Genomic DNA, 25,960 nt, shown 5'->3' with positions numbered 1-25,960 from the left:
TCATACTCGAATTTTCGATGAAATTATGACCTCCATGGCATAGTTTTCACATAAGTACGCGTTAAGTCACAAATGGTGCATACGATTCTAATAACGCTTCAACACCGTTAATGGCGATTTAAAGTAACATCTCTTTAGACTCTTCAATAGAAGCAATTAAACGATCAATGTCATCAAAATTATTGTAGACACCGAAAGAAGCTCGAACCGTTGAAGGGACTTTGAAGTGCTGCATAACAGGCATAGCGCAATGATGGGAAGCACGAACGCAAATGCCATCTTGATCCATTAAAGTCGCCATATCATGCGGATGAATATCATCGATAATAAAGGAGATTACCCCACCTTTTCTCTCCGCCTCGCCAATAATGCGCAACCCCTCAATTTGTTTAAGCTGGTTGGTAGCATAATGCAACAATTCATCTTCATACGCAGCAACTTTATCCATACCAAGCTCCTGCAAGAAATCCACTGCCGCACCTAAACCAATGCCGCCGGCAATATTTGGTGTGCCCGCTTCAAATTTATAAGGCAGAACATTAAACTCGGTGGAATCAAAGGTTACCGAATAAATCATATCGCCTCCACCCTGATAAGGCGGCATGGCTTCAAGCAACTCTTCCTTGGCATACAGAACCCCAATACCAGTTGGCCCATACATTTTGTGTCCAGACAGTGCATAGAAATCACAATCAATATCTTGCACATCAACCTTTAAATGCGCCGTAGCTTGCGCACCGTCGGCCATAAACTTAGCACCCACCGAATGGGCAATTTCACACATTCTTTTGACGTCATTAATCGTACCAAGCGCATTCGACATATGGGTAACAGAGACTAGTTTTGTATGTTCATTGACCATATCGGCCATCGCACCCAAACAGACTTCACCCTTATCGTTCATCGGCAAAACACGTAAACGAATACCGATCTGCTCACGCAATAACTGCCAAGGCACAATATTGGAATGGTGTTCCATTTCCGTGATTAGAACCTCATCGCCTGCTTTTAAAAAGGTTCTTGCCCACGACTGCGCCACTAAATTAACGGCTTCGGTCACGCCTCGAACAAAGACAATTTCTTTGGTCGATTTGGCATTTAAGAAACCACGAACTTTTTCACGAGCCCCTTCATACAACTCAGTCGCACGCTCGCTTAAACCATAAACGCCACGATGTACATTCGCGTTTTGCACCCGATAATAACGCTCGATGGTCTCAATCACCTTTAATGGTTTTTGAGAAGTCGCACCATTATCCAGATAGACCAATGGCTGGCCATTTTCAGTCTGTTGCAAAATCGGGAATTGTTGACGAATTTGATCAAAATCCGGCATAGGAGGTTCCTTTAAGATAAAGTATCTGGAAATAAAAAGTTACCCTAGATGCGCTTGCGCAATATGAGTAGCGTTTAATGCGGTGGTCATCTCTTTGGTAATCCATTGACGAATCTCATTGCTAGCAATATCTTCCACAGGTTCCAGTAAAAACGCCTTGGTAATCATCTGAACTGCATCCGTTCGTGAAATCCCTCGTGCTTGGAGATAAAACACCTGTTTCTCATCAATCTGACCGGTTGCAGAACCATGTGAACACGCTACATCATCAGCATAAATTTCTAGCTGAGGCTTGGTATTCATTTTCGCCTGATGCGACAAAACCAAATTCTTGTTATCCATTTGTCCATCGGTTTTTTGTGCTTTACGATCAACGCGGATCATGCCATCAAAGACACCAATCGATTGATCATCCAAAACATATTTATGCAACTGGCGTGACACACCCCATTCTTGGTTGTGTTCAGTAAAGCTACGAGAATCAACCGTTTGTTTTCCTTTAGCAACACAGGCACTGTTTTGCGAATTTTCAATGTGCTCGCCATCCATTTTCAGATGGTTTTGGTGACGCGCAATCCAACTTCCACTTGAGGCGAACAGTGTTTGGAAATTTGAGTTTTCCGCTTGGGTAATAAACTGGTTATTAAAGTAGTAGGCATCATGGAATTGCTGCTGCAAAATCACCTGCTTAACGAGGGCATTTTTCGCCACATCAATTTCGGTTACCACATTAGTACAGGCACTGTCATCATCAACCAAAGAAACATAACGCTCAAGCAATGTCACTTCAGCGTTTTCGCCCACCACCACTTTATTGCGTAACGCACTCATGTGGCCGCTTTGCGTTTGCAAATGCAATACCAGTAATGGTGTTTCAACCGCCTTATTTTGAGAAACTTGCAGATAGTAACCATCAGTCATCAACATTGAGTTCATGGTAGCCATTGGCTCTTGCAAAATCGTTTCTTCATTATTGAACACGTGTGCAACGCCAGTGCTATCACTTAAAGTGTCTGTCATCGGTTCCAAAGAGACACCGGCCGGTAAAACAGAAAGGTCATCTGACAAGGTCTCACTAAACCAGCCATCTACAAATACCACTTTCACAACCGCAAAATCAGGCATATATGCATGCAAATCTATATTTGGTACATGCGCGGTCTGCAAAGAATCAAATGATTTTTGTACAAATTGTGCAAGTCGCGTGTACTGCCAATGTTCGTCTTTTTGCGTTGGAAATGCCTGTTCCTTAAACATCAGTTTTGCTGCATTTCGAATCGTTTTTAAGGTATCACTTGACTCTTTAGCAATCAATTCATCCGCTTGTCGCAGGTAAAAGTCACGCGTAGCCAGCGCGACGGGAGATAGTTTTTTTATCGCCATTCTTAACACCTCAATTAATTGTTTTGGTGTTTTTGAATAATTGCGTCATAACCGGTTTTTTCCAGTTCAAGCGCCAAATCATAAGTTCCAGACTCAACAATACGACCATCGTATAAAACGTGAACGAAGTCAGGCTTAATATAGTCCAAGAGACGCTGGTAGTGAGTCACTACAATAAAGCTGCGCTCCTCTGAACGAAGCGTGTTTACACCGTTTGCGACCAAACGTAAAGCATCAATATCCAACCCTGAATCTGTTTCATCCATAATGCAAAGCTTTGGCTCTAACAATGCCATTTGGAAAATATCATTACGCTTTTTCTCACCACCGGAAAAGCCAACATTTACGGAGCGCTCCATTAAATCTGACCGCATTTGCAATAAATCAATTTTTTCTTGTGCATATTCATCAAACTCGAACATATCGAAAGGCTCAAGCCCCGCTTCTTCACGTTTAGCATTTACCGCCGTTTGCATAAACAGCTTGTTTGAAACACCGGGAATCTCAACAGGATATTGGAACGCCAAAAACATACCTTTTCGCGCGCGCTCTTCGGGGTCAAGCTCCAGTAAATCTTCACCATCAAACTCAACTGAACCACCAGTAACTTCATAATCATCACGACCAGCTAAAACACTCGCTAAAGTACTTTTCCCTGCACCATTTGGCCCCATAATTGCGTGAACTTCACCTGGATTAATTTGCAGATTTAAGCCTTTCAAAATTTGTTTTTCAGTCTCTTCGACCTGCGCTTGTACATTTTGGATATTCAATAACATTTGTTAAAACCTGTCTTTAAAATTCTTTTACATTCTATTTGCCAGTAATGGTTGGCATTTACTGAGAAGTTAGACCACTACTTTTCATTTCATCAAGCTAGCCCTATTTCCCTGAAACGACGCTTTGAAAAGCATCTTAGCCGACGGAACCTTCTAGGCTGATCGCTAATAATTCTTCGGCCTCTTGTGCAAACTCTAACGGTAACTCTGAGAAAACCTCTTTACAGAAACCATTTACGATCATTGAAATCGCATCTTGCTCTGAAATGCCTCTCTGTTGACAATAGAAAAGCTGGTCTTCACCAATTCGAGATGTCGTTGCTTCATGTTCAATCTGTGCAGTTGGATTTTCCACTTCGATGTACGGGAAAGTATGCGCACCACATTTATCACCAATCAGCATCGAATCACACTGTGTAAAATTTCGTGCACCCTCCGCACTCGGCAAAATTTTAACTTGACCACGATAAGTGTTATCAGAATGCCCAGCTGACAAACCTTTCGAGATAATCGTGCTTTTGGTATTTTTACCAATATGGATCATTTTAGTTCCGGTGTCAGCTTGCTGACGGCGATTGGTCAATGCCACTGAATAAAACTCACCAATCGAGTTATCACCTTTCAAAACACAACTTGGATACTTCCAAGTAATCGCTGAACCGGTTTCAGCTTGCGTCCAAGAAAGTTTTGAGTTTTTCCCCTCGCAAATCCCACGTTTGGTTACAAAGTTCAAAATTCCACCTTCGCAATCTTCATCCCCCGGATACCAGTTTTGAACAGTTGAGTATTTTACTTCGGCATCATCATGAACAATGACTTCAACTACTGCCGCATGCAACTGATAGGTATCACGTGCCGGTGCTGAACACCCTTCTAAATAAGAGACATAAGAACCTTTATCGGCAATCAAAATTGTACGTTCAAACTGACCGGTTTTCGCTTCATTGATTCGGAAATAGGTCGACAAATCAATTGGACAGCGAACATTTTCAGGAATGTAGACAAAGGTTCCATCGGAAGCCACCGCTGAGTTTAGCGCTGCAAAATAGTTATCGTGATATGGAACCACAGTTCCTAGGTATTTTTGCACCAACTCAGGGTAGTCGTGAACCGCTTCTGAAAAGGAACAGAAAATAATACCCAATTCTGCCAAATCTTCGCGTTTAGTGGTCGAAATGGATACCGAATCAAAAATCGCATCGACAGCAACATTAGCATCATCACCGGCAATCGGTACACCGAGTTCCGCAAATGCCTTAGCAACTTCTGGATCAATATCTGTCGCCTGATCTCCTTCGGTCCCACACGCATCTCCACAAGCACTGCATTCAGGTGCAGAGTAATAGGAGTAGTCTTGATAATCCAAAGGCTCATAAGTCATTTTCGCCCAATGCGGTTCGCTCATCTTTTCCCAGTGACGGAACGCTTTTAAACGAAACTCAAGCATCCAGTCCGGCTCATTCTTTTTCGCAGAAATCGCTCGCACAACCTCTTCATTGATTCCTTTATCAAAGGTTTCAACATTGGTTTTAGTTTCAAAGCCTTCACGGTAGTTCAACTTCTTCTTCAGAATCGAATCGATGTCCTCGTATTCTGACTCTGTGGAAGTTAAATCGGTAATATCAGCAACTTGATTCATATTAACTTTTGCCTAATTATTTAATTTCTGAGTATTTTAGTAGGTTATTATTTGAAAGTCTATGTTATAAGCTGTGCTTATAGTCTTCAGACCGAACTCTTCCATAGAGTTTCCAAGGTTTTAAAACATTGATTTTTCGAAGTATTCTTCCCTTCTAGCTTTAACATCTTGAAGCATGAATTAATTCCACAAGCCAGTCTTTATCTAAGTCAATGCCTTGAATACACATAGAATTTGGCAATCCTAACGTATTATTCATACTATGTAGCGCATCCTCTGCTGCAAAGGTCTTCCACAGAGGGCCACTTACTTCCAGCGCAACACGGTTTTCATATTCTATCGTTTGCAAAGTTGCTTGAATTCGGGCGATTTTCATCTTCATACTTTGTTGAGAATTGGCCAATGCCATCATTAATGCCTCCAAAGAAACTCTCGGCATTTCAAATTCAAAACTTTGCCAATTTGACGGGATTGTTGAAGCATTTACATTTAAACGGCCGGTCGTTTTGGTTGCTAAATTCAAATTTTGCGCAAACTCTATCAGACCCTCAGGCATAGAATGATAAAAACTTCGAAAAACGGGTAATTTTGAAAAGTTTTCACGCACAAACGCCTGCCATTGAGATTGTTGTGTCAAATCTGCTGCTTCTACAAAATTTAAAATCACAGCATCGGATGATTGCAAACCGTCTCTTAAAAGCTCAAGTAACCAAGAAAATTGTGATTGCAAAACATTTAAATCCTGCCGAACATCCAACACCCAAAACCTTAAACCGGCTTTATCTTGGAGCTGTTTATGCTGCTCATCACTTTTTTGAAACTTTAATTTTTCAGCACCGTCTGAAATCAACCCGTTAATTAATCGTGAAGTCCCAGCTCCTGGCAATCCGTTTAATTCAACCTGAATGACTGAGAAATCAACGGCCACTTGCTTTTTCCTGAAAACATTGAAGAAAACTTTCCCCTAACGACGAAATAAAAACATCGAAATTGACAAATCCTGCTTGACTTTTTTGCGCGTAAACATAGCCCATAGGGTCAAGTTCACCAACCGTTACAGATGTATTTTCTGCTAACTTTAAAATTTGTTTATCAGGAAATTGAGGCTCCTTAAAAATACACTGCACATTTTCAGACTTAAGTTTTTTACGCAACGTTAATAGTCTTTTTACGCTGGGTTGTAACTCAGGATTTAAACGAATCGATCCTACTCCATTCAACTCAAAGTGCTGCTCAAAATACTGGAAAGCATCATGCAAGACCATAAAAGGCGTATGACGATTTGGTTTTAACTGCTGATTAACAAGGTTTTCAGTCTGCGCAATTTTCGCTAACCAATTTTGAGTGTTGTGCTGGATACTTTGTGCTTGATCAGGTCGCAATTCCATTAACTTTTCTGAAAAAGCACCAATCATTTGTTTTGCGTTATGAATGGACATCCACAAATGACCGTCATAAGACATTGCTGAATGCTTGTGCCCGTCATGTTCGTGCCCCTCCCTCTTTGGAAGTTTTTTCTCCCATAAGCCACCTTTGCGAATTGGTAACTTCTGTAGATTAGCAAGCTCGGCCATATTTATAGTCTTATTTTGCATACGCTCAACACTTTTGTGGACCCAAGCGTCCACAGGCGAGCCAACCATCAATAATGCATCAGCATTCTTTAAAGTTTTCAAATGTGACGGCCGTAGCGCAAAACCATGTGGACTCTCACCCTCTTTTAATAATACTTCGATTCGGTCTTCAGGCTCCAATAAAGGGGCAATCATCCCTGCTAGGGGCGGAATCGTTACCACAACGCTTAATGGAAGAGGCTTTGCTTGAGGTGAAGCACCGGCCGGTAAACTACTGACCATAAACACTAGCAAGACACTAAAAGTTTGCATGAGAGGAGATAATAAGGTTTTCACTGGGTTTTCACCTTTAATTTTCAACAAATTTAGAGCTATAATTCTAACGAATTTAACCCACGCAAATGAGCTTTCCCATTGAATCACGCACAAACTAATGATTTTCTCATCCATGCTGAGAAAATCCGTCACCGTTATGGAAAAAATTCCCCTTGGGTGCTTAACAACATTAGCCTCACCATCCACCCTAGAGAAATTATTACGTTGATTGGCCCAAACGGTGCCGGCAAATCAACTCTGCTGTCGATTTTACTTGGACTCACTCAGCCATCTGAAGGCAAACTCCAGCGTCAAAAGGATTTAAAAATTGGATTTATGCCACAAAAAATTCAAGTCGACCCCACACTCCCTTTGACAGTAGAACGTTTCTTGCAACTAGGTGAAGCACAAATCAAAAAAAATCTCTTTTCGAATTTTTTTAACAAAGCATCCCCCACAAAAAAACTCAAACGCCCCATAGAAGACCTTTGTTGGGCACAAATTATTGAACAACTCAATATCAGTAAACTTCTCAACAAGCCAGTTCAGAAAGTATCGGGAGGTGAAATGCAACGCATTTTACTTGCACGAGCGCTTTTACGTCAGCCAGACTTACTGGTTTTGGACGAACCTGTTCAAGGAGTGGATTTGCAAGGTCAAGCTGAACTCTACCAATACATTCAAGAACTGAGAAATCAGTACAACATTTCAATTTTAATGGTCAGTCATGATTTGCATTTGGTGATGAATCATACTGACCAGGTGATTTGTCTCAATCAACATATCTGTTGCTCAGGACACCCTTACAATGTGAGTCAAGCTCCAGAATTTAAACACCTGTTTGGTGACTTTAGTGGCGCAATCGCAATTTATGAACATCATCACTCAGACTCTTGCGACCATTCAAATGGGCATATTCAAATGCCTCACTCATTCAATAAATTGGCACCAAAAAAATTGCTTAAACTACCGGCCGGTAAGCTTTCTGGCTTCCAGTTCATTGCAAAACCGTCTGCGAAAAAGGACCTGTAATGTCAGCAATCTTTGAAATTTTCGATTTAATGCTGTTTGCCATTTTAGGCGGCATTGGTCTGGCCTTAATTGCCTCGCCATTGGGGGTATTTATGGTCTGGCAACGCCAATCCTATTTTGGCGCAACTCTTGCACATTCGGCGTTACTCGGTGTCAGTATCGCTTTACTATTACAAACACATCTAACCATAACCGTGGTTGTAATTTCTTTACTCATTGCCTGGGGAATTTATGCGCTAAGCCATACTCGTCAACTCTCTTCAGACACTTTGCTTGGCATACTCGCGCACAGTTCTTTAGCGATTGGCCTTGCCATGATTAGCCTACAAAACTCGGTACAAATCGACATCACGGGTTATCTGTTTGGCGATATTTTAAGCATTAATGAAACAGACCTTTGGCTAATCGCTTTGACCGGTTTGCTCATAGTTTTGTTTTTTTTAAAAAACTGGCAAGCAATGCTAAACCTAACACTTAACCCAGAATTAGCGCAAGTAGAAGGGACGAATGTCAAAAAAGTACAATTACAATTTGTACTACTTTTGGCCTTTATGATTGCGTTGTCGATGAAAATGGTGGGCGTTTTATTGGTGACATCGCTGTTGATTATTCCTGCTGCGGCCGCAAGAAGATTGTCAAAAACCCCAGAGCAAATGCTTGGCTGGTGCTTGGTTTTAGGAGTGAGTTCTGTCATTTCAGGGCTATGGATTTCTTATCAATACGATATTCCAACTGGCCCTGCCATTGTGATTGCCGCTACGGGCTTTTTCTTAGCACTACTGCTGAAAAAACAGCAGGGTTAAGACAAAAGCTTGTCACAGAAAATGTCGCTCTACTGGCGAGGCTCATCTTTACCGGCCGGTTAATTTGGTGACAAATCAAGCCTTTTCCAACACCACAAAATCGAATGCATAGGCGTGGCGTTCGTCAGCAGGATGGTGTTCGCGAGATAACTCAAACCAGTCCCCCGCTTGCGTCCAATCGGGAAAATGCGTATCACCATCAATTTCAGCATCGATCAACGTTAAATACAGACGTTCAACTCGATCGACCATTTGGCTGTAAAGTTGCCCGCCGCCCATAATGACCACTTCTTGCGGGTTATCGTCTTTAAGCGCTTTTAACGCCTTTTCCACCGAGTCATACACCGGCACTGAATAATCCAAATCAGTCTGGCGGCTAATCACCAGGTTTGGTCGACCAGGTAAAGGGCGGCAACCAATCGATTCAAACGTTTTACGTCCCATAACCACCGGTTTACCCAACGTGTTCTTTTTAAAAAACTGCAAATCGTCCGGCAAGTGCCACGGCATATCATTGTCTTTGCCAATCACACGGTTTTTTGTCATTGCCGCAATCATAGACAATTTAATTTCATTTTCGTTCATTCTTCTGTCTGCTCAATGTTTTTGTCATTTTAAAATGTCTTTTATAGCCTCTGTAGGCTGAATTTCACTTCTTAAAAAGCCATATCCAAAATCAATGAATTGAATCCGTTAATGGGCTCATTTTAATTGGTATGACTTTTGATTCTTTACCTTTTAGAATCTCACTCATATCCTTTGAATTACAAGGCTTATGATAAAAATATCCCTGAGCATGATGACAACCACTCTTAATCAAAAATTCAATTTGAGGCTCGGTTTCAACCCCTTCCGCAATCAACTGCAAGTTCAAATTTTCAGCCATGGCAATAATGGTTTTCGTTAAACTCATATCTTCTTCATCTTCAGGAATGTCTTTAATAAAAGCGCGATCGATCTTGATTTTATCGATAGGAAGTTTTTTCAAATACGACAACGAAGACAATCCTGTACCAAAATCATCCAATGCAAGTCCAACGCCTAACCCTTTCAGCTTATTTAAAACTTCCACACTCTGCTCTGGTGAGCGCATGATCGCAGTTTCAGTCACTTCGAACATGAATTTTGTTGGGTTGATTTCATAGTAATAGAGGTTGTGTTCAACAAAACTAATAAAATCCCTTTGCGCTAATTGCACGGCAGATAAATTAACGGACATGACCCCAATATCTAACCCTTGTTTTTGCCAACGCTGGTATTGCGCCATCGCTTCAGTCAAAACCCAACGGTCAATAGGTACAATCAATCCTGTCTCTTCTGCTAATCCAATAAATTTATCCGGTGGAATAAAGCCTTTCTCTGAATGAAACCAACGAATTAAGCATTCAACACCGATCAATTGTTGAGTTCTCATATCCGTTTGCACATGATAAAAAAGCTCAAATGCGTTATTACGAATAGCAACACGCAAATCATTTTCCATCATCAATCGGTCATAAGCCAACTTTGTCATATCTTGTGTATAAAATTGATAATTGTTGCGACCCTCTTCTTTTGCTTTATACATAGCCGCATCGGCATTGCGCAACAAATTTTCTGCCGTCACACCATTTTCAGGACAGACTGCCACCCCAATACTACAGGTGGTGAAAATTTGACGATAATTTAACGTGAATGGTTCTTTAAAAAGGGTCAGTATTTTTTCCAAGACCGATACGATGACATTTTGATCATTCACTTGATTGATTAAAACAGCAAATTCGTCGCCGCCTAATCGAGCGATTGAATCACTTGCTCTGAGAACCTCTTGAATACTGTCACTGACAACCTGAAGTAACTCATCTCCCATATCATGACCAAAGGAATCATTCACCTCTTTGAATCGGTCGAGGTCAATGAATAATATCGCTAACTTTTGATTGGAACCTTGCGTAAGTTTAATCGCTTGCTGCAAACGATCCAAAAACAACACACGATTAGGCAGGCTTGTCAAAGAGTCATGTTCAGCCTGATGCTGAAGCTCCAATGTCCTTTCATCAAATGCTTTGGCAAGGTCTTCTAATTCGTCTTCTGTACCAATTGGACTACAAAAAACCTCTCTATTTTTACTGGAAGATTTAACCCTACGATTCAACTCTAAAATCGGGCTGACAATTCGAGTTCCTAAATGTGAAGCGAAAAAAGTACTGATAATAATCAGTAAAATACCTAAAGCGATTAACGGATAAATTGACGCCCAAACCTGAGCATTAAACAGCGATTCAGGCTCTCCAATTTCAAGCTGTATATTTAGTTGTTTAAAAAGCGAATTGGCATCAAGGCGGTTATGAATATGGGAGACATACTTCAACTTCTCCTCAAATCCTGTCTGATAAATGACTTGATCATGACTTCTGATTCGAATGTAACCTTCTTCATTATCGGCAAGCTGATGATCAACAATCGCCTTCAAGTCAAAAACTACCAACAAAGCTCCCTGAGTTGTTGAATAGTATTCAATCGGGCTAATAATCTGAATGTTGTTCTGGTCTTTATATAACTGAAACACTGTTTTACGGTAAGCCAGAGCATGACGCAAACCTGAAGAGTCGTTATATTCGGGAAGCGAGGTTTGAGTTTGATAAATCGCATGTCCTGCATAATCCACAACATTCAAGGAAAGCACATCTTTTCCTTGTTGAAAGTTACTCACTAAAGGCGGCAAATATTTTTTACGCCCTGCAGTATCCGTCAACGCATTAATCATTAGCTGATGACTTGCCAATAATGTCGTGTTCTCTAACAAATACTCAAATTGCTGTTCTATTTTTTCTTGAAGGACAACCGCTCTCTGTTCTAAAAGCGACTGCATTGAACTGTGAACCTGCTCTCTTACCAGTGACAGCATTACTAATAAGTAAACAATCAGGAACGAAGTCAAAAGAGCGATAATTTGGAAACTCACCTTTCGACGAAGGCTGGCATGTTTAAAGATATGACTCATTAGGGGAACCTACTTGCTCACAGGAACAATCGTCCCAGTATGATTAAAACGCGCCATAAAAAAACCTTCATCTTTTAGAGCGTCATGATTGCCTTTACTGAATGGTTTGGAATAATTTTTTAGCGCGCCCTCATAAGCCGGTAAGTTTTCCAATGCATGCTTCACTGCAGACCTATCATAACTTCCCGCCTGTTCAACTGCTAACGCAATCAAGTGGGTTAAATCATACGCACGGGCAACCGCAATTGATGAAAGAATAGTTTCATCTTTCTCAAGATGATAGCTCTGACGATAACGTGCCATTAAATCATTAAACCTAGAACGTTTAGTGATGGCTAAATCCGTTTGAAAAAACCGAAAGTCTAAATTTGGCAGCAAATGCCCAACCTTTTCATAAAAATTTCCTCCCATAACCCCCCAATGAGAAATCACAACCGGTGAAGAATCAAGTTGTGCCAGTCTCTCAATAAAATTGGCACCATCATTACTGTCAACCACTAACATAATCGAGTCGCACTTAGCTTCCAAAACCTGATTAAACTCCCTAGTCAAATCCTTTTGCCCTCGATTCAGCGTAATGAGTACTTCTGGCGCTACGCCATTATCTGTCATATGTTTGGCAATACTCTCTAAATTGCTACGCCCCCATACAGTGTTCTCCACAATTATTGCCGTTTGCTTGAAGCGCTTGGTTACATATTTCGCAAAAAAAGGTGAAACATAACGGTCATTCACAGATAAACGGAAAACATAACTGTCTTGATAACCATTTTCTGTCAGTTCAGGCAGGGTTGCCCAAGGGATTAAGTACGGCATCTTACTTTCTTGAATATAGGGAAGTTCCTCGACAATCACCGCGCTTTGTTTCCCACCAATCACCGCAAGCACATCTTCACGAGCAGAAAAATACTGTAAATTATTAATCCCCATACTCGAAGTAATTCGGTGATCTCGAGCGATTAACTTCATTGGCTTTCCGAGAGCGCCACCTTGGCTGTTAATTTCATCCAAAGCTAACTCAATTCCTCTTTTAAATGCCAAACCAACAAGACCTTTGCCATCCATAGACAAATCAGCATTCAATCCAATTACCACTTGCTGTTTAGACTCGGGAGTCGGTCCATATTTATCCTGCAAATACTCATCAGTCTTAGACATGATGTCAACGCCTATAACCCCTTCAGCAGCCTTAGCAATCCAAGAGACTTTATCAACAAATGCCTGTCGCTGATCTGCCGTTAAAGTATGAATTCTTACACCGGCCTCACGAATTTTGGCTAGTAAACCTTGTTCCCTTCTTTGAGTTTCTTCTCGTTCCCATGGTGTCACCTCTTTAGCCGTCTCAATCAAAACAATTTGCACGTCTTGTGGTAACTGATTGAATACTTTTTTACTGATGGAAAAGACATAACCTAAATATGCATGCTCACTAAGAACAAAATCAGACTGAACTTCATGAAACCCCATACTAACAATTGCAACCAGTGGATTTTCCTGACCGTCGACAGCTTTATCTAAGAGCGCTTGACGAGTAGCGTGAAAATCAATTGGCACAGGCTCCGCTTCAAGGGAACGAAACTGATCCATAATAATGTCACTTTTCATGACTCGTATTTTCTTACCCGCAAAGTCGGATGGCTCAAGAAATGGGGTATTTCCAGTAAAGTGCTTAAATCCGTTTTCCCAAAACGTCACACCGACTAAATCGATTTTATCTAGCTTATCAAGTAACAGTCTTCCGGGTTCACCATCTAACAAAGCGTAGGTATCTTCACGAGAGGGAAAGAAAAATGGCAGATCGGCATATTGCATAGCCGGAAGAGGTACACTCATTTTTGCAGTCGGTGTCAGGAGAATATCAAGCTTTCCCTCTCGAGCCATTTCAACCATTTTATGGTCATTACCTAATATCTGAGACGGAAAAACATCAACCTGAACTTGGTTATTTGTTTTCTCTTGGACAATGGCTGCAAAGCGTAGAGCGGCTTGATGAAGCGCGCTATCTTCGGGGGTATTGTGACCAAATCGAAGCGTAATTTTCTGCTGGTTATCGAGCTGAAATTCAGAGGAAACTGGATCAGAATCTAGAAAAAACCATTGTTTTCCATACCCAGCAAAGATTGTCAGTGCAACCAACACGATTACAAAAAAGTAAGATTTACGCATTCGAAGACACCTTCTTCTATCATTCACCGACAAAATTGTCTCTTCATATTAAAATATTATTCATTCGATGAATTGAGATAAATCAAACTATTAGACAACTTATTTATATTCTCTTCTAAAAAAGAGTGAACGGCACTTATCTTAGACTGAAACGGTGGCTTTAATGTGTGCATGCGCCTCGTAATCTAAAATCTCAAAATCATCAAATTCATACTCAAAAATCGAATTCGGTTTACGCTTAATCACTAATTTGGGCAAAGAAAAAGGCTCACGCTGAATTTGAGTTTTTGCCTGATCAATCGTGTTGTTGTACAAATGTACATCCCCCCCAGTCCAGATAAAATCACCCACTTCTAAGTCGCACTGTTGGGCAATCATATGCACCAGTAATGCATAGCTGGCAATGTTAAACGGCACGCCAAGAAAGGTATCGGCACTGCGTTGATAAAGCTGGCACGACAATTTACCATTGGCGACATAGAACTGGAAAAAAGCGTGACAGGTTGCCAGCGCCATTCGCCCTTGCTTAACGTTTTCTTGCGGTGAAATCGTCTCATCCGGCAAATCGGCTGGATTCCATGCCGATACAATCATCCGACGGCTGTTAGGGTTATTTTTTAAGGTTTCAACCACTTCAGCAATTTGATTAATCGTTTGCCCATCTGGCTTTTCCCAAGCAGTCCACTGTTTGCCATAAAGAGGTCCAAGCTCCCCCTCTTCGGTCGCCCATTCATCCCAAATTCGCACACCATTTTCTTTGAGATATTTAATATTGGTATCACCTTTTAAAAACCACAACAGCTCATGCAAGATCGAACGAATATGCAGTTTTTTGGTGGTGACTAACGGAAAACCTTCCTGCAAATCAAAACGCATTTGATAACCGAATACCGAAATCGTCCCTGTGCCTGTTCGATCACCTTTTTGAGTACCGTTTTCTAAAATATGTTTCAGTAAATCTAAATATTGGCGCATTGCTCATCAATCCTTTGTTTCTTTTTCAACAGATTTTAGCGCCTGAATTTCTTCAGGACTACGATAATGTGGGGATGATTGCTTTTTGTGTGCATAAATCATTAAGCCCAAACCAGCCAATATCATTGGTGTAGATAAAACCTGCCCCATAGTGAGCCACTCGCCATACAAGTAGCCAATTTGAACATCTGGCACCCGATAAAATTCGACAAAGAACCGGAAAAAACCGTAGCCAACTAAAAACAAACCTGCCACCGAACCAAACGGCCTTGGTTTTCGGGAATACCACAATAGAAGTACTAGCAAGACCAATCCTTCCAGAAAGGCCTCTAAAAGCTGCGTCGGATATTTGGCAACCACCGCGTTCAAACTTGAATCATAAACAAGCATGCCAAATGGTGAATCAGTGACTTTCCCCCATAACTCACCGTTGATAAAATTCCCTACCCGGCCGGTTAAAAGCCCAATTGGCGCCATGACTGCAACGAAATCCCAAACAGAGAATAATGTTTGATTTGTTTTCTTTGCAAACAACCATGTGGCGATCGCAACACCTAACAGACCGCCGTGGAAAGACATTCCTCCCTGCCATACTTTAAAAACATCCAAGGGCGCTTCAAGATAATGGGCAAGATCATAGAAGAGAATGTAGCCAAGCCTTCCACCAAGAATGACCCCCACTGCACCATAAAACAGTAAATCCCCAACAAAGTCGGAATTCCAAGGTTCAATACGTTTTGCTCGATAAACACCAATCAAGAAAGCGCCTGTAAAACCGATCAAGTACATCAGCCCATACCAGTGAATACTCAAAGGACCAATCGCTACAGCAACTGGATCAATTTCGGGATAAGACCACATAAAGTTTGTTCTCAAATAGAATAGTAAAGAAATTATCTGAAGCGAAATAATAACAAACTGTGGGTTTATTGGAGGGCTAAAAAGAATACCGGCCGGTTAAATTGAGTCAAACCGGCCGGTATTGCTTTCTTAAAAATGTGGAAACTGAGAACTATTTGCTTAAATTTTGAACTGTCTAACCAATCCATCCAGTTCTTGTGCAAGCTTTTGTAAATCGGACGCGGCTGCATCCGTTTTTTCAACCCCTGAAGCTGCGGTTTCTGCAACGCCATGAATCTGTTGAATATTTTGATTTACCTGCTGAGATAACAATGTCTGCGAGTGCGCAACCGCCAACACTTTCTCAGACATTTTATTGATATCTTCCATTAGGATCGTCACTGGACCGATTTTGGTTTTACTCTCTTGAATAATTTGAGCACTGGTTTGCGTGACTTCTCGACCTTGCTCAACCACTGCAACGGTTTTTTGGGTTGTTTTGCAAATCTTATCGATAATGGCTTGAATTTCACCTGTAGATTCTTGAGTTCTGTTTGCCAAAGCACGAACTTCATCTGCTACCACGGCAAACCCACGACCATGCTCTCCCGCTCGAGCTGCCTCAATAGCCGCATTCAAGGACAACAAATTCGTCTGTTCTGCAATTTCACGGATCACCGAAATCACACTGCCAATCATCTGACTATCCGCACGTAACTCCATCACCGATTGCGTCATTTGCTGCATATTTTCTGACAAACGCTGAATCTCATTCACCGCGTCCACCACTTGCTCACTACTCTCTTTCACTCTCTCAGTTGCTTGATGCGTTGCACGAGAAGTATTTTGCGAATGCGCTTCAACCTCTTTAGACTGTCCTGCCATTTGTGACATGGAATTGCTCAATACAGAACTGGATTCAAGTTGCTGCTGAGCACCATCACTCATGGTTTGAGTAATATCGTTCAAATGCGAAGAGGCTCCTTCAAGTTTGACAATCGTTTGTTGAATTTTGGTCAACATTGCCTGAATTCGACCAATAAACTGATTAAAGTGTTCTGCCATTTTGCCAATTTCATCATGACTTTTAACAGGCAGACGACTCGTTAAATCCCCTTGACCCTCGGCAATATTTGCCATTGCTTGGGAAACGGTAGAAATAGGTTCGACAACTTCTTTCGTGATTCGGCTTGAAACGCGCATGGCAAATAATTGCCCTATTCCAGAGAACAACAGTAAAAGAATAATATTCCAAAAACTACTGTCCACTACAGACTCACTTTGTTGTTCTACCCCCAACAGGAACTGGTCAGCAATCACTTGTAATTCCTGCTCCATTTTCTCAAAAACAGGTTGGATTTTATTTTTCATTAGCCATGTATCCATCCGCCATTTCTCGCCAGAATGAATGCTTTTCATGACCATGTAAACTTCACGATACTCTTGATAGATCTCAATCGCACGATCAATTGATTCTTCTTCAACCAAGGTTAAATCGACATTAGGATCATTTTGAGAATACTGTTTCAACTGAATCAGTGACTGCTCCATTTGATCCAAATAATTTTCCGTCATTTCCGACATTTCATCGGTACGAAATGCCATATAACCTCGTAACGCATTCATGACGTTTAACCATGTTTTTTGCAAATCAATGGTCAGAGAAAGAATTTCTTCCCGCTCAGTTCCAACTTCCTCAAGCTCTGAATTTACAATTTCAGTCAATAGCTGTTGTAAGCGTACTGCTAAAGGAAGAAGTTTTTCATTACTGTATTCAAAAGCAGGGTAATTATTGCTGTATTTGGATTGAAGGCTTTCAATTTCTTCCAATTCCGAGTGCAACGTTTTCATCGCTAACGACAGATTTGCAAAGTTTTCCGTGAGTTTTGAATCGGTCGAATTTTGACTTGAAGCATCCAGCTCTGAAACGGTGAGTTCGAATGCTTTTAACTTTTGCTCATAGGCATTCAGTAGTTCGGGCTGTTTGAGAAGTAACGCAATACTCAGTGAATTTCGAGTTTGCTCCAAAGATGCTTTCATCTCTAGAACTTTCAGAACAATCGGTTGCTTCTCCGTAATCACCTCGGTAATGTTGAAGCGCACCATTGAAAGGTTCACCACAGCTTGAAGCGTAATCACCGCTAGTGCAATCCAAATTACACCAAAACCGTAACGAATTTTTTTCTCAATACTTAAGCCTGATAAAAACTGCGTCATTGTAACTGCCTTCATTTTCAAATCTATTAAGGCTAAATTATTATCAATTTAACCTTATACGTCGTTATTGAAAAGACTCAAGCAAACAAAAGACCATAAACTAAATAAACACAACAAAAACAATGGCTTAAAAACATTAAGTGCTAAAAAACTGATTTGACGTGCATAAAAAAAGAAATGTATTTGAATAATAAAATGAAGGGTGCCGGCCAGAGAACAGCCTGACACTTAAACAGGAAAAACACCAGAAAACATGAACACAATTGGCAAGTTTTGAAAGTCCATCACTACAACCTAACGTTGAGGATAATTCCCTCTCGCAATCAGACCTCCATCCAAAGTAAGAATTGAGCCACTCATCCAGCTTGAATGTTCCGATAATAGATAAGCGGTCGCTTCACCCATTTCTTCAACGGTTCCATAACGACCAGCAGGCATGGCATTCGTCCACTTTTGTTCCATTTCAGGCTTGTTTAAAATATCAAATGTGCGCTCCACAGGAACCACGCCAGGCGCCAACACATTGACACGAATGCCGTACTTCCCCCATTCAATCGCCTGAACTTTTGTAACTGCATCCAAAGCCGCCTTAGATGCCGCATAAGCAGCAAACCATTCACACGTCGCTTGTCCATGAATACTTGAGTTATTGACAATCGCACCCGCTTGCTTGGCCTCAATACAGGCTTTTGCAAAAGCACAGCTTAATTGATAAGGCGCATGAAGATTGACTGCTAAGGTGCGCGAAAACTTTTCACCGGCCGGGTCTTTTAAGGATAAAGTTTTGGTAATTAAGCCGGCATTATTGACCAACGCATCTAAGCCGCCAAAAAATTGCCAGGCTTGCTCAAAAAGTTTGTCTAATTGATCTAACTGTTCAAAATCACCACGAATAATTTCAGCCTCGCCCCCCATCTCTTTTACCGTCGCAAGAGTTTGAACAATGCCTTTTTCGTTGCGATTGTAATGCAACACCAATTTGCATCCATAACCTGCTAGTACCTTTGCCATACCAGCACCAATACCGCTAGAAGCTCCAGTAATGAAAACTCTGCGTCCCTGTAAGCCTTTCATTATTTTTCCTCGCTATTTTTCTGTGAGTGAGACAAAGAGGATTGGCGACTTTGACAGAAATCCAATAAGTGCTGACAAATATTTTCCAACGCTTGTTGAGGGGCATTCTGTCGTATCATTTTGGAAGCCTGCATCAATCGTTCCGGGTGTGCCAACCAAGCATTCAGGTGTTCTGCTAAGACTTTTTCATTCATATCACGCTCTTGCAAAATCTCACCACCTTGCAAATCAACCAATGCCTGCGCATTTTGTGTTTGATGATCGTCCACTGCGTAAGGGTAAGGAACCATAATGGCAGGACGCGCCACCGCCATCAGTTCACTAACAGTCAATGCACCAGACCGACACAACACTAAATCTGCTTTCTCATAAGCGCTCTGCATATCTTCAATAAACGCGGTGATATTCGCATCAATCCCAACTTGTTGATAAAAACCTAGGGTTTGTTCGAGTGTTTTTGTTCCGGTTTGATGTTGCACAACTGGCCGGAGTGATGCAGGCAACAAGGCCAAAGCTTTCGGTAAATTTTGATTCAATGCCAAAGCTCCGCGACTTCCACCCAAAACCAACAAATTTACCGGCCGGTCAGAATTCCATTCCACAACGGGAATTGACTCCAACCCTTGACGAACAGGATTCCCCATTAAATGAACCTTATCACCCGTCAGTTTTTCTTGTTCAAACGCCGTGATAATCGATTCACAAAAAGGGGCTAACAATTTATTCGTCAATCCTGGAATGGCATTTTGCTCATGAATCATTAAAGGAATACCTAAACTCTTTGCCGCCAATCCGCCTGGCCCGCAAACGAAACCGCCCATGCCTAAGACTAAATCTGCCTGCTGTTGCTTAAGAATTTTTCTGGCTTGCCACCACGCTCGCGTGATATTGAACGGTGCCTTTAACCAACCTAAAGCTCCGTTTCCACGTAAACCACGAATACTGATTTCTGAAATGTCTAAACCAGCCTTTTCAACCCAATTTTTCTCTAAACCGCCCTGTGTCCCAAGCCAATGAATCTCTACATTTGCTTTCTGCAACTCATGAGCAATCGCAATTCCGGGAAAAACATGTCCTCCTGTTCCCCCCGCCATAATGACAATTTTTAGTTTTTTTGAGGTGTTATGCATGCTCTGAATTCCTTCAAATCAATCTTTCAAGCGTTTAAAATTCTCAACGAAAATCGCGCTTACTGCGTTTGCGGATAGGTTCTCGAACAGAACTTTCTGGCTTCGAACCGGACTTTTCTGCCGCCTCAGATTGAACGTTTTTGCGATTGGAAAAAATTCGCCGCCGTTTTTTAGGAGTTACACCTTCTGAATCCAACTGTTTGGAGTCAGTTGAATGTTTACCGGCCGGTGATTTTGTGCTCGATGATTGATCAGCATGATTATTCCGTTTTGACTCCATAGACGCTGATTTTTGATCTTTAGCATTTACATTCGCTAATTCAGATGGCTTATGTGAAGTCTTATCAGAATCTTCATCGGCATTGTCACCCGATTGTTTTGTAAGCCTTGCCGGCGGGTAATGCCGAGCTTCATAATCAATTCGGAATACGATGGCCAAAGCGGACAAAAATATCAACATGCTTGAACCACCATAACTAAACAGTGGTAAGGTCAAACCTTTCGATGGCGCCAATCCAAGCGTGACTGACATATTAATAACAGCCTGAACGGCTATCCAAGATCCAATGCCGTAAGCAATCAAGCCACCGAAAGAATGCCCTTTTTTCATAGCTTGTGCGGCAATTAAAAAAATTCGTAGAATAATAAATGCGTAGAGTGCAATTAACGCAATCACTCCCACTACACCAAACTCTTCGCCAAAGATTGAAAAGATATAATCGGTGTGAGCTTCTGGCAAATAAGACAGTTTTTGTACAGACTCCCCTAAACCAACGCCAGTCCAACCACCTTGACCGTGCGCTAATAAGGATTGAATTAATTGATAATCGCTCCCGAACGGGTCATCCCAAGGATTCATAAAACTCTGCACTCGCGTTAAACGATACTGAGCATTATTTATTAACACCACTGCCAGAGCAGTACTCGGTAAAAGAATAATAAGGAAGTGTTTTAAAGGCGCACCGGCAATAAATAGCATAATGGCTAGGACGGCAATAATGACAAAGGTTGCCCCAAAATCAGGTTCAAGCAGTAACAAAATGCCCATTAAAGCGAACGGAATTGCTAACCGCAAAACAGCCGTCACTCGGGCACTCACCTCACTATGATGCTTAATTAAAAAGCCGGCCATGAAAATAATGGCGATAAGTTTCATTAATTCTGACGGCTGAAAATTGAAGAATGGTAAAGGAAGCCAGCGTTTACTGCCGTTTATTTCTGTCCCAATAATTAACACAGCTATTAACAACACATAACCTAGCAACAGCAAATACCCACGATTCTTTTTCCAAAAATGCATGGGAATATAGAAAGTGACATAGGCGACCATTAAGCCTAACGCCATCGCAATCAATTGGCGCTTCAAATAGGCAAATGAATCTCCAAAATTATTTTCAGCCAGAGCAATTGAACTGGAAAACACCATCATACTGCCTAAAGCCAAAAGACAAGCCAAGGCCGCCAACAACCAATAATCCATGGTCATTTGAGGTTTTACAGTTTGGTTTAATTTTTCCTCAAAGGATAAATTGAGCTGCTGAGAGTTTTCAACCTTCATGTTGACTCTCACCCTTTTTTGCATACAAATCATTTACCCAACGGGTAAAGCACTCCCCTCGATGCTCATAATTTTTGAACTGGTCAAAACTGGCGCAAGCGGGTGAGAACAAGACCACATCCCCTGATTGGGCATGGTCATGGGCAAAATCAATGGCTTCTTTTAGAGTTTCAAACTCAGTAACCGGTGCCGAAGGCTGTTTTTCAAGCAGGGTTTTAGCAATCACGCCTCGATCTGCTCCAAATAAAACGACCTGAGAGCAAAACGCCTCCACAGCCGGAGCAAGCGCTTCAAATTCTGCCTCTTTTCCAACCCCACCGGAAATTAAAAGTAGCTTCCCGTCCATTTGCGAACCAATCGACTCCATAGCTGTTAAGGTTGCTCCAACATTGGTACCTTTGGAATCATTAATCCAGCGAATGGAATTTTGATGCGCAACTTCCTGAGTTCGGTGTGGCAACCCTTTAAAGCGTCTTAACACGGATTCAAAAACTTTGGGAGGAATACGAAACGGTTCACACAAAGCCATCATCGACAAAGCATTTAACTGATGATGCTTGCCTTGCAAAAACATGCATTCAATCGACACTAATGGAGTACCGCCTCGAGCAAGATAATTACCTTTACGAGTTTCAACCACACCGTATTCATCAAAATGCTTAGAACGACACAATGCGAACTTACGATGATGTTTCAATCGCAAGGCATCACACTCCAAGTCAAATGGACAAACCGCTAACGCAGTATCATTGTATACATTGAGTTTCGCTTGAAGATAGGCATTCATATCATCATAACGATCCATATGATCTTCACTTAAATTCAGCAAAGCTGAACTTATAGTGTGAAGCGAATAGGTTGTCTCTAATTGAAAACTCGACAACTCCAGCACATAGACTTCGTATTCATTATCATCACTTAATAGATCCAACGCCGGAACACCTATGTTGCCACCAACGCCTACAGAATAGCCTGCCTCTTCCAATGCCATGCCAACCAATGTTGTCACCGTACTTTTTCCATTGGAACCGGTAATCGCAACCACAGGCACACCAACAGCTCGTGCAAATAGCTCAATATCACCTACGATTTGAATACCTTTTGCCATGAACGACTGAACCCAAGGCTCTCGGACACAAATACCCGGACTTAACACTACTGTCGTAATTTTAGACAACCATTTTTTAGGTATCTGCCCAGTCGCAAAATCAACATCAGGAAATTGGGCTTTTAACCCTGAAAAATCAAACCCTTCTCGCGTGTCAAATGCCAGAGCTTTTTCTTTATTCAATTGCAAATACTGCAAAACTGAATGCCCTGTGACGCCTAATCCTGCGACTAAATACATATTTATTCCCTGATACTAAAATGACTACTCTTTGGATATTGATAGGGAAAGACCCTAACGAATTTTCAAGCTCGCCAAGCCAATCAAAACTAACATAATGGTAATGACCCAAAAACGCACAATCACCTGAGATTCCGGCCAGCCTTTTTGTTCAAAATGGTGATGCAATGGTGCCATTAAAAAAATGCGCTTACCACGTAGTTTGTAAGAGCCCACCTGTAAAATAACCGATAAGGTTTCTGCAACAAAAATTCCACCCATAATAACCAAAACTAACTCTTGCTTGACTGCAACAGCAACGGCTCCCAAAGCCGCACCAATCGCCAATGACCCAACATCCCCCATAAAAACTTGTGCTGGATGCGCGTTAAACCACAAGAAACCAAGTCCCGCCCCCATCAAAGCAGCAGCAAAAATCGTAAGCTCACCCACACCCGGAATATAAGGAATATTTAAATAATCCGAAAATACCGCATGGCCACTTAAATAGGCGAAGACACCTAAAGCACCGGCAATCATGACCGTTGGCATAATGGCCAATCCATCCAAACCATCGGTCAGGTTGACTGCGTTTGAAGTCCCCACTATGACAAAATAACTAAAGACAACCGTAAAAATTCCCATTTCAATCACAGTATCTTTTACATAAGGAATCAAAAGCTGGGTTTCTGCTGGAACCGTCGCGAATGCAAATAAGCCATAAGCAGTCGCCAACCCAATCACCGACTGCCAGAAGTATTTTCCTTTGGCAGACATTCCTTTAGGATCTTTATGGACAACCTTCTTATAGTCATCAACAAAGCCAATCACTCCAAAGCCAAGCATTGAAAGCGTCACGATTAACAAGTAATGGTTGCTCAGGTCTCCCCACATTAACACGGCCATCGCGACTGAAAAAAGAATCATCGTACCGCCCATGGTAGGCGTTCCGACTTTTTTCAAATGCGTTTGTGGCCCATCATCACGAATCGCCTGTCCCATTTTTAAACGACGAAGCCAGCGAATGGTTGATGGTCCAATCACAAACGAAAGCAACAAGGCGGTTAAAATCGCCATAATTGCTCGCATAGTAATATAACTAAACACCCCAAAACCAGAGATGTATTGCTGAAGGTATTCGGTTAAATAAACGAGCATAATTTGCTTCCTAAAATTGAAATTCTTTTAAATATCTAAACATGCAATCAATCATTCGCTCGAGAGTGCATAACTTAATCTCAGGGCTTGTGCAACGCGCTCCATTTGAGCACTTCGAGAGCCCTTAACTAAAATATTCAGGCTTGTAAATTCTTGAGATTCGAGAACCGAGTTTGCCAGCGTTTTTTCCTGTTGCCTAAAATTCTGTCCAACTGACTTAATTTGAGAGTCAATGAATACCTTCAGACGAGCAATTAAAGCATCATGTTCACTAAACTCTTGCGCAATCATTGATTGCTCCTCAGAGTAAATCGTACTTCCAAGAAATGTCTCCGCAACAGGATAATCAGAGAGGCCTGACTGCTTGAAAAACAGGCTATGAATTCCTTTTTGGGCTGCATAACGAGCAATTTCCAAATGCGCTTGCTCGGCCCCTTCACCTAGTTCAGCCATAGCTCCCAAACACATTATTCCAAGACCATCCATTTGGGCAAGTACATCAATCCCAGCTTTTACTGAAGCGGGATTGGCGTTATACGAATCGTCAATTAACTGGCCAAACTGCAATATCTCGGTTTGTAAACGGCCAGAAACTCCTGAAAACCGATTCAAAACAGTCTGAATCGCATCCATAGGGATGGACAAAGCTTGTCCCACCGCGGCACACGCCGCTGCATTATAAGCGTTATGTTGCCCGATGAGCGGCATAGCAATTTCCAAAGTTTTACCACTAGAAAAATTTAAATCAAAACAATTTAAAGAAGTGCTCGTCTGTTTCTTTGAGTCTTGCCAACACACGTTTTGCCATTCGCTACTTCTCACAGAATTTTCATCACACTGAGAAAACTCAATCGCTTGTGAAATCTTCAGCTGCTTAACTTTCTTTCGCCAAACTTCAATTCCGGGAGAATCGGCATTAAGAATGGCCACAGAAAAATCACTGTCTTTTCGAATTCCTTCGAAAATTTCTCCCTTACCTTCAATCACACCATTCAAAGAACCAAACCCTTCGAGGTGCGCACCAGCTGCATTATTCAACAAGGCAATATCAGGGGTTACAAGGTTAGTTAAATAACGAATTTCACCAACATGATTCGCTCCCATTTCAACCACAGCAAACTCATGCTCAGGACGCAATTCCAACAAGGTTCTGGGGACACCAAAATCATTATTAAGATTACCTTGTGTCATCAAGGTCGCTCCCTGAGTTTGCAATAGGTCTGCAATCATGGTTTTGGTCGTAGTTTTTCCATTGCTACCCGTAATTCCAACCACCGCTTTGACAGGCATTTGTAATCGGTGCCATTTTGCAAACTCACCTAAAGCAATGCGAGTATCATCCACCAAAACCTGCGGAACTGGACACGAATCAACAAGACTAGAAACCAACACAGCAACCGCCCCCTGTTCAATCGCGCTCTCTACAAACTGATGTCCATCAAATCGCTCACCAACAATCGCAATATATAGCACTCCAGACGTCTTTTCGTCCTTACCAGTATTTGCTTGAATTCTTTCAAACTCTTCCGAGACTGCACGGCTATCCGTCACTGCTTTTGCAAAAGGAATTTGCAACGCGAATTCTTCCGTCAAAACCTTACCGGCCGGTAAAATCAGCTCGGCATTCGTTGCCTGCACTAATTGTTGTAACGTCCAATAAAATGCCAAATC

20 protein-coding genes are annotated in these 25,960 nt (G+C 41.7%); 2 read left to right on the top strand and 18 right to left on the bottom strand.

All coding sequences use genetic code 11. The annotated features are described in order from the left end of the window. Window positions 1–118 precede the first annotated feature (118 nt). The 6 genes from D9T12_RS03815 to D9T12_RS03790 all read right to left on the bottom strand — a co-directional run bounded on the left by D9T12_RS03815 (window position 119) and on the right by D9T12_RS03790 (window position 7,047). On the bottom strand, window positions 119–1,336 hold the full coding sequence (locus D9T12_RS03815) for an aminotransferase class V-fold PLP-dependent enzyme (protein ID WP_130536933.1): 1,218 nt from the start codon (window positions 1,334–1,336) through the stop codon (window positions 119–121). 39 nt (window positions 1,337–1,375) lie between these two features. Beyond that, window positions 1,376–2,719: a Fe-S cluster assembly protein SufD gene (sufD, locus tag D9T12_RS03810; RefSeq protein WP_130536932.1), complete on the bottom strand. Its 1,344-nt coding sequence runs from the start codon at window positions 2,717–2,719 to the stop codon at window positions 1,376–1,378. Window positions 2,720–2,733: 14 nt separating this feature from the next. Further along, window positions 2,734–3,498, bottom strand: coding sequence for a Fe-S cluster assembly ATPase SufC (gene sufC, locus D9T12_RS03805; protein WP_130536931.1), 765 nt, complete (start codon window positions 3,496–3,498; stop codon window positions 2,734–2,736). A 136-nt stretch (window positions 3,499–3,634) separates the two neighbouring features. After that, window positions 3,635–5,137 carry a Fe-S cluster assembly protein SufB gene (gene sufB, locus D9T12_RS03800; protein WP_130536930.1) on the bottom strand — a complete coding sequence of 501 codons (1,503 nt, stop codon included), beginning with the start codon at window positions 5,135–5,137 and terminating at the stop codon, window positions 3,635–3,637. 160 nt (window positions 5,138–5,297) lie between these two features. Then, window positions 5,298–6,065: a hypothetical protein gene (locus tag D9T12_RS03795; protein WP_130536929.1), complete on the bottom strand. Its 768-nt coding sequence runs from the start codon at window positions 6,063–6,065 to the stop codon at window positions 5,298–5,300. Further along, a complete protein-coding gene (locus tag D9T12_RS03790; protein ID WP_165395032.1) occupies window positions 6,055–7,047 on the bottom strand; it encodes a zinc ABC transporter substrate-binding protein in 993 nt (330 codons plus the stop codon). Before D9T12_RS03790 ends, D9T12_RS03795 begins: the two co-directional genes overlap by 11 nt. 78 nt (window positions 7,048–7,125) lie before the next feature. Here D9T12_RS03790 and D9T12_RS03785 point away from each other — a divergent pair, with 78 nt between their 5' ends. Both D9T12_RS03785 and D9T12_RS03780 read left to right on the top strand, forming a co-directional pair. Beyond that, window positions 7,126–8,058 carry an ATP-binding cassette domain-containing protein gene (locus D9T12_RS03785; protein WP_130536927.1) on the top strand — a complete coding sequence of 311 codons (933 nt, stop codon included), beginning with the start codon at window positions 7,126–7,128 and terminating at the stop codon, window positions 8,056–8,058. Beyond that, window positions 8,058–8,861 (top strand): iron chelate uptake ABC transporter family permease subunit, encoded by an 804-nt coding sequence (locus tag D9T12_RS03780; protein ID WP_130536926.1) that lies wholly within the window; start codon window positions 8,058–8,060, stop codon window positions 8,859–8,861. The genes D9T12_RS03785 and D9T12_RS03780 overlap by 1 nt, the downstream gene beginning before the upstream one ends. Before the next feature lie 75 nt (window positions 8,862–8,936). Here D9T12_RS03780 and folA read toward each other — a convergent pair whose 3' ends face one another. The 12 genes from folA to D9T12_RS03720 all read right to left on the bottom strand — a co-directional run bounded on the left by folA (window position 8,937) and on the right by D9T12_RS03720 (window position 25,957). Continuing rightward, the gene (folA, locus tag D9T12_RS03775) at window positions 8,937–9,446 is read right to left on the bottom strand and encodes a type 3 dihydrofolate reductase (RefSeq protein ID WP_206199131.1); all 510 of its coding nucleotides are present in this window, start codon (window positions 9,444–9,446) and stop codon (window positions 8,937–8,939) included. A gap of 91 nt (window positions 9,447–9,537) precedes the next feature. Further along, a complete protein-coding gene (locus D9T12_RS03770) occupies window positions 9,538–11,844 on the bottom strand; it encodes a bifunctional diguanylate cyclase/phosphodiesterase (RefSeq protein ID WP_130536925.1) in 2,307 nt (768 codons plus the stop codon). A gap of 9 nt (window positions 11,845–11,853) precedes the next feature. Further along, complete coding sequence (locus tag D9T12_RS03765) at window positions 11,854–14,010, bottom strand: DctP family TRAP transporter solute-binding subunit (protein ID WP_130536924.1); 2,157 nt, start codon at window positions 14,008–14,010, stop codon at window positions 11,854–11,856. 141 nt (window positions 14,011–14,151) lie between these two features. Next, a complete protein-coding gene (thyA, locus tag D9T12_RS03760; RefSeq protein ID WP_130536923.1) occupies window positions 14,152–14,985 on the bottom strand; it encodes a thymidylate synthase in 834 nt (277 codons plus the stop codon). Window positions 14,986–14,991: 6 nt separating this feature from the next. Further along, window positions 14,992–15,846: a prolipoprotein diacylglyceryl transferase gene (gene lgt / locus D9T12_RS03755; protein WP_130536922.1), complete on the bottom strand. Its 855-nt coding sequence runs from the start codon at window positions 15,844–15,846 to the stop codon at window positions 14,992–14,994. A gap of 159 nt (window positions 15,847–16,005) precedes the next feature. Continuing rightward, the gene (locus tag D9T12_RS03750) at window positions 16,006–18,042 is read right to left on the bottom strand and encodes a methyl-accepting chemotaxis protein (protein WP_130536921.1); all 2,037 of its coding nucleotides are present in this window, start codon (window positions 18,040–18,042) and stop codon (window positions 16,006–16,008) included. Window positions 18,043–18,336: 294 nt separating this feature from the next. Further along, window positions 18,337–19,116 carry an SDR family NAD(P)-dependent oxidoreductase gene (locus tag D9T12_RS03745; protein ID WP_130536920.1) on the bottom strand — a complete coding sequence of 260 codons (780 nt, stop codon included), beginning with the start codon at window positions 19,114–19,116 and terminating at the stop codon, window positions 18,337–18,339. Next, the gene (gene murG / locus D9T12_RS03740) at window positions 19,116–20,246 is read right to left on the bottom strand and encodes an undecaprenyldiphospho-muramoylpentapeptide beta-N-acetylglucosaminyltransferase (protein WP_130536919.1); all 1,131 of its coding nucleotides are present in this window, start codon (window positions 20,244–20,246) and stop codon (window positions 19,116–19,118) included. Before murG ends, D9T12_RS03745 begins: the two co-directional genes overlap by 1 nt. Before the next feature lie 43 nt (window positions 20,247–20,289). Beyond that, window positions 20,290–21,804 (bottom strand): putative lipid II flippase FtsW, encoded by a 1,515-nt coding sequence (gene ftsW, locus D9T12_RS03735; protein ID WP_240693229.1) that lies wholly within the window; start codon window positions 21,802–21,804, stop codon window positions 20,290–20,292. After that, complete coding sequence (murD, locus tag D9T12_RS03730) at window positions 21,794–23,152, bottom strand: UDP-N-acetylmuramoyl-L-alanine--D-glutamate ligase (RefSeq protein ID WP_130536918.1); 1,359 nt, start codon at window positions 23,150–23,152, stop codon at window positions 21,794–21,796. Before murD ends, ftsW begins: the two co-directional genes overlap by 11 nt. A 54-nt stretch (window positions 23,153–23,206) precedes the next feature. Then, window positions 23,207–24,289, bottom strand: a complete 1,083-nt coding sequence (gene mraY / locus D9T12_RS03725) for a phospho-N-acetylmuramoyl-pentapeptide-transferase (RefSeq protein WP_130536917.1) — start codon at window positions 24,287–24,289, stop codon at window positions 23,207–23,209. A 51-nt stretch (window positions 24,290–24,340) separates the two neighbouring features. Beyond that, window positions 24,341–25,957 carry a UDP-N-acetylmuramoyl-tripeptide--D-alanyl-D-alanine ligase gene (locus D9T12_RS03720; protein WP_165395031.1) on the bottom strand — a complete coding sequence of 539 codons (1,617 nt, stop codon included), beginning with the start codon at window positions 25,955–25,957 and terminating at the stop codon, window positions 24,341–24,343. Window positions 25,958–25,960 lie beyond the last annotated feature (3 nt).

It is taken from the genome of Thiomicrorhabdus indica, assembly GCF_004293625.1.
Taxonomy (GTDB): Bacteria; Pseudomonadota; Gammaproteobacteria; order Thiomicrospirales; family Thiomicrospiraceae; genus Thiomicrorhabdus; species Thiomicrorhabdus indica.
The sequence above is the reverse complement of the archived record's forward strand: the minus strand, read 5'-3'. Positions and strand labels throughout refer to the sequence as shown.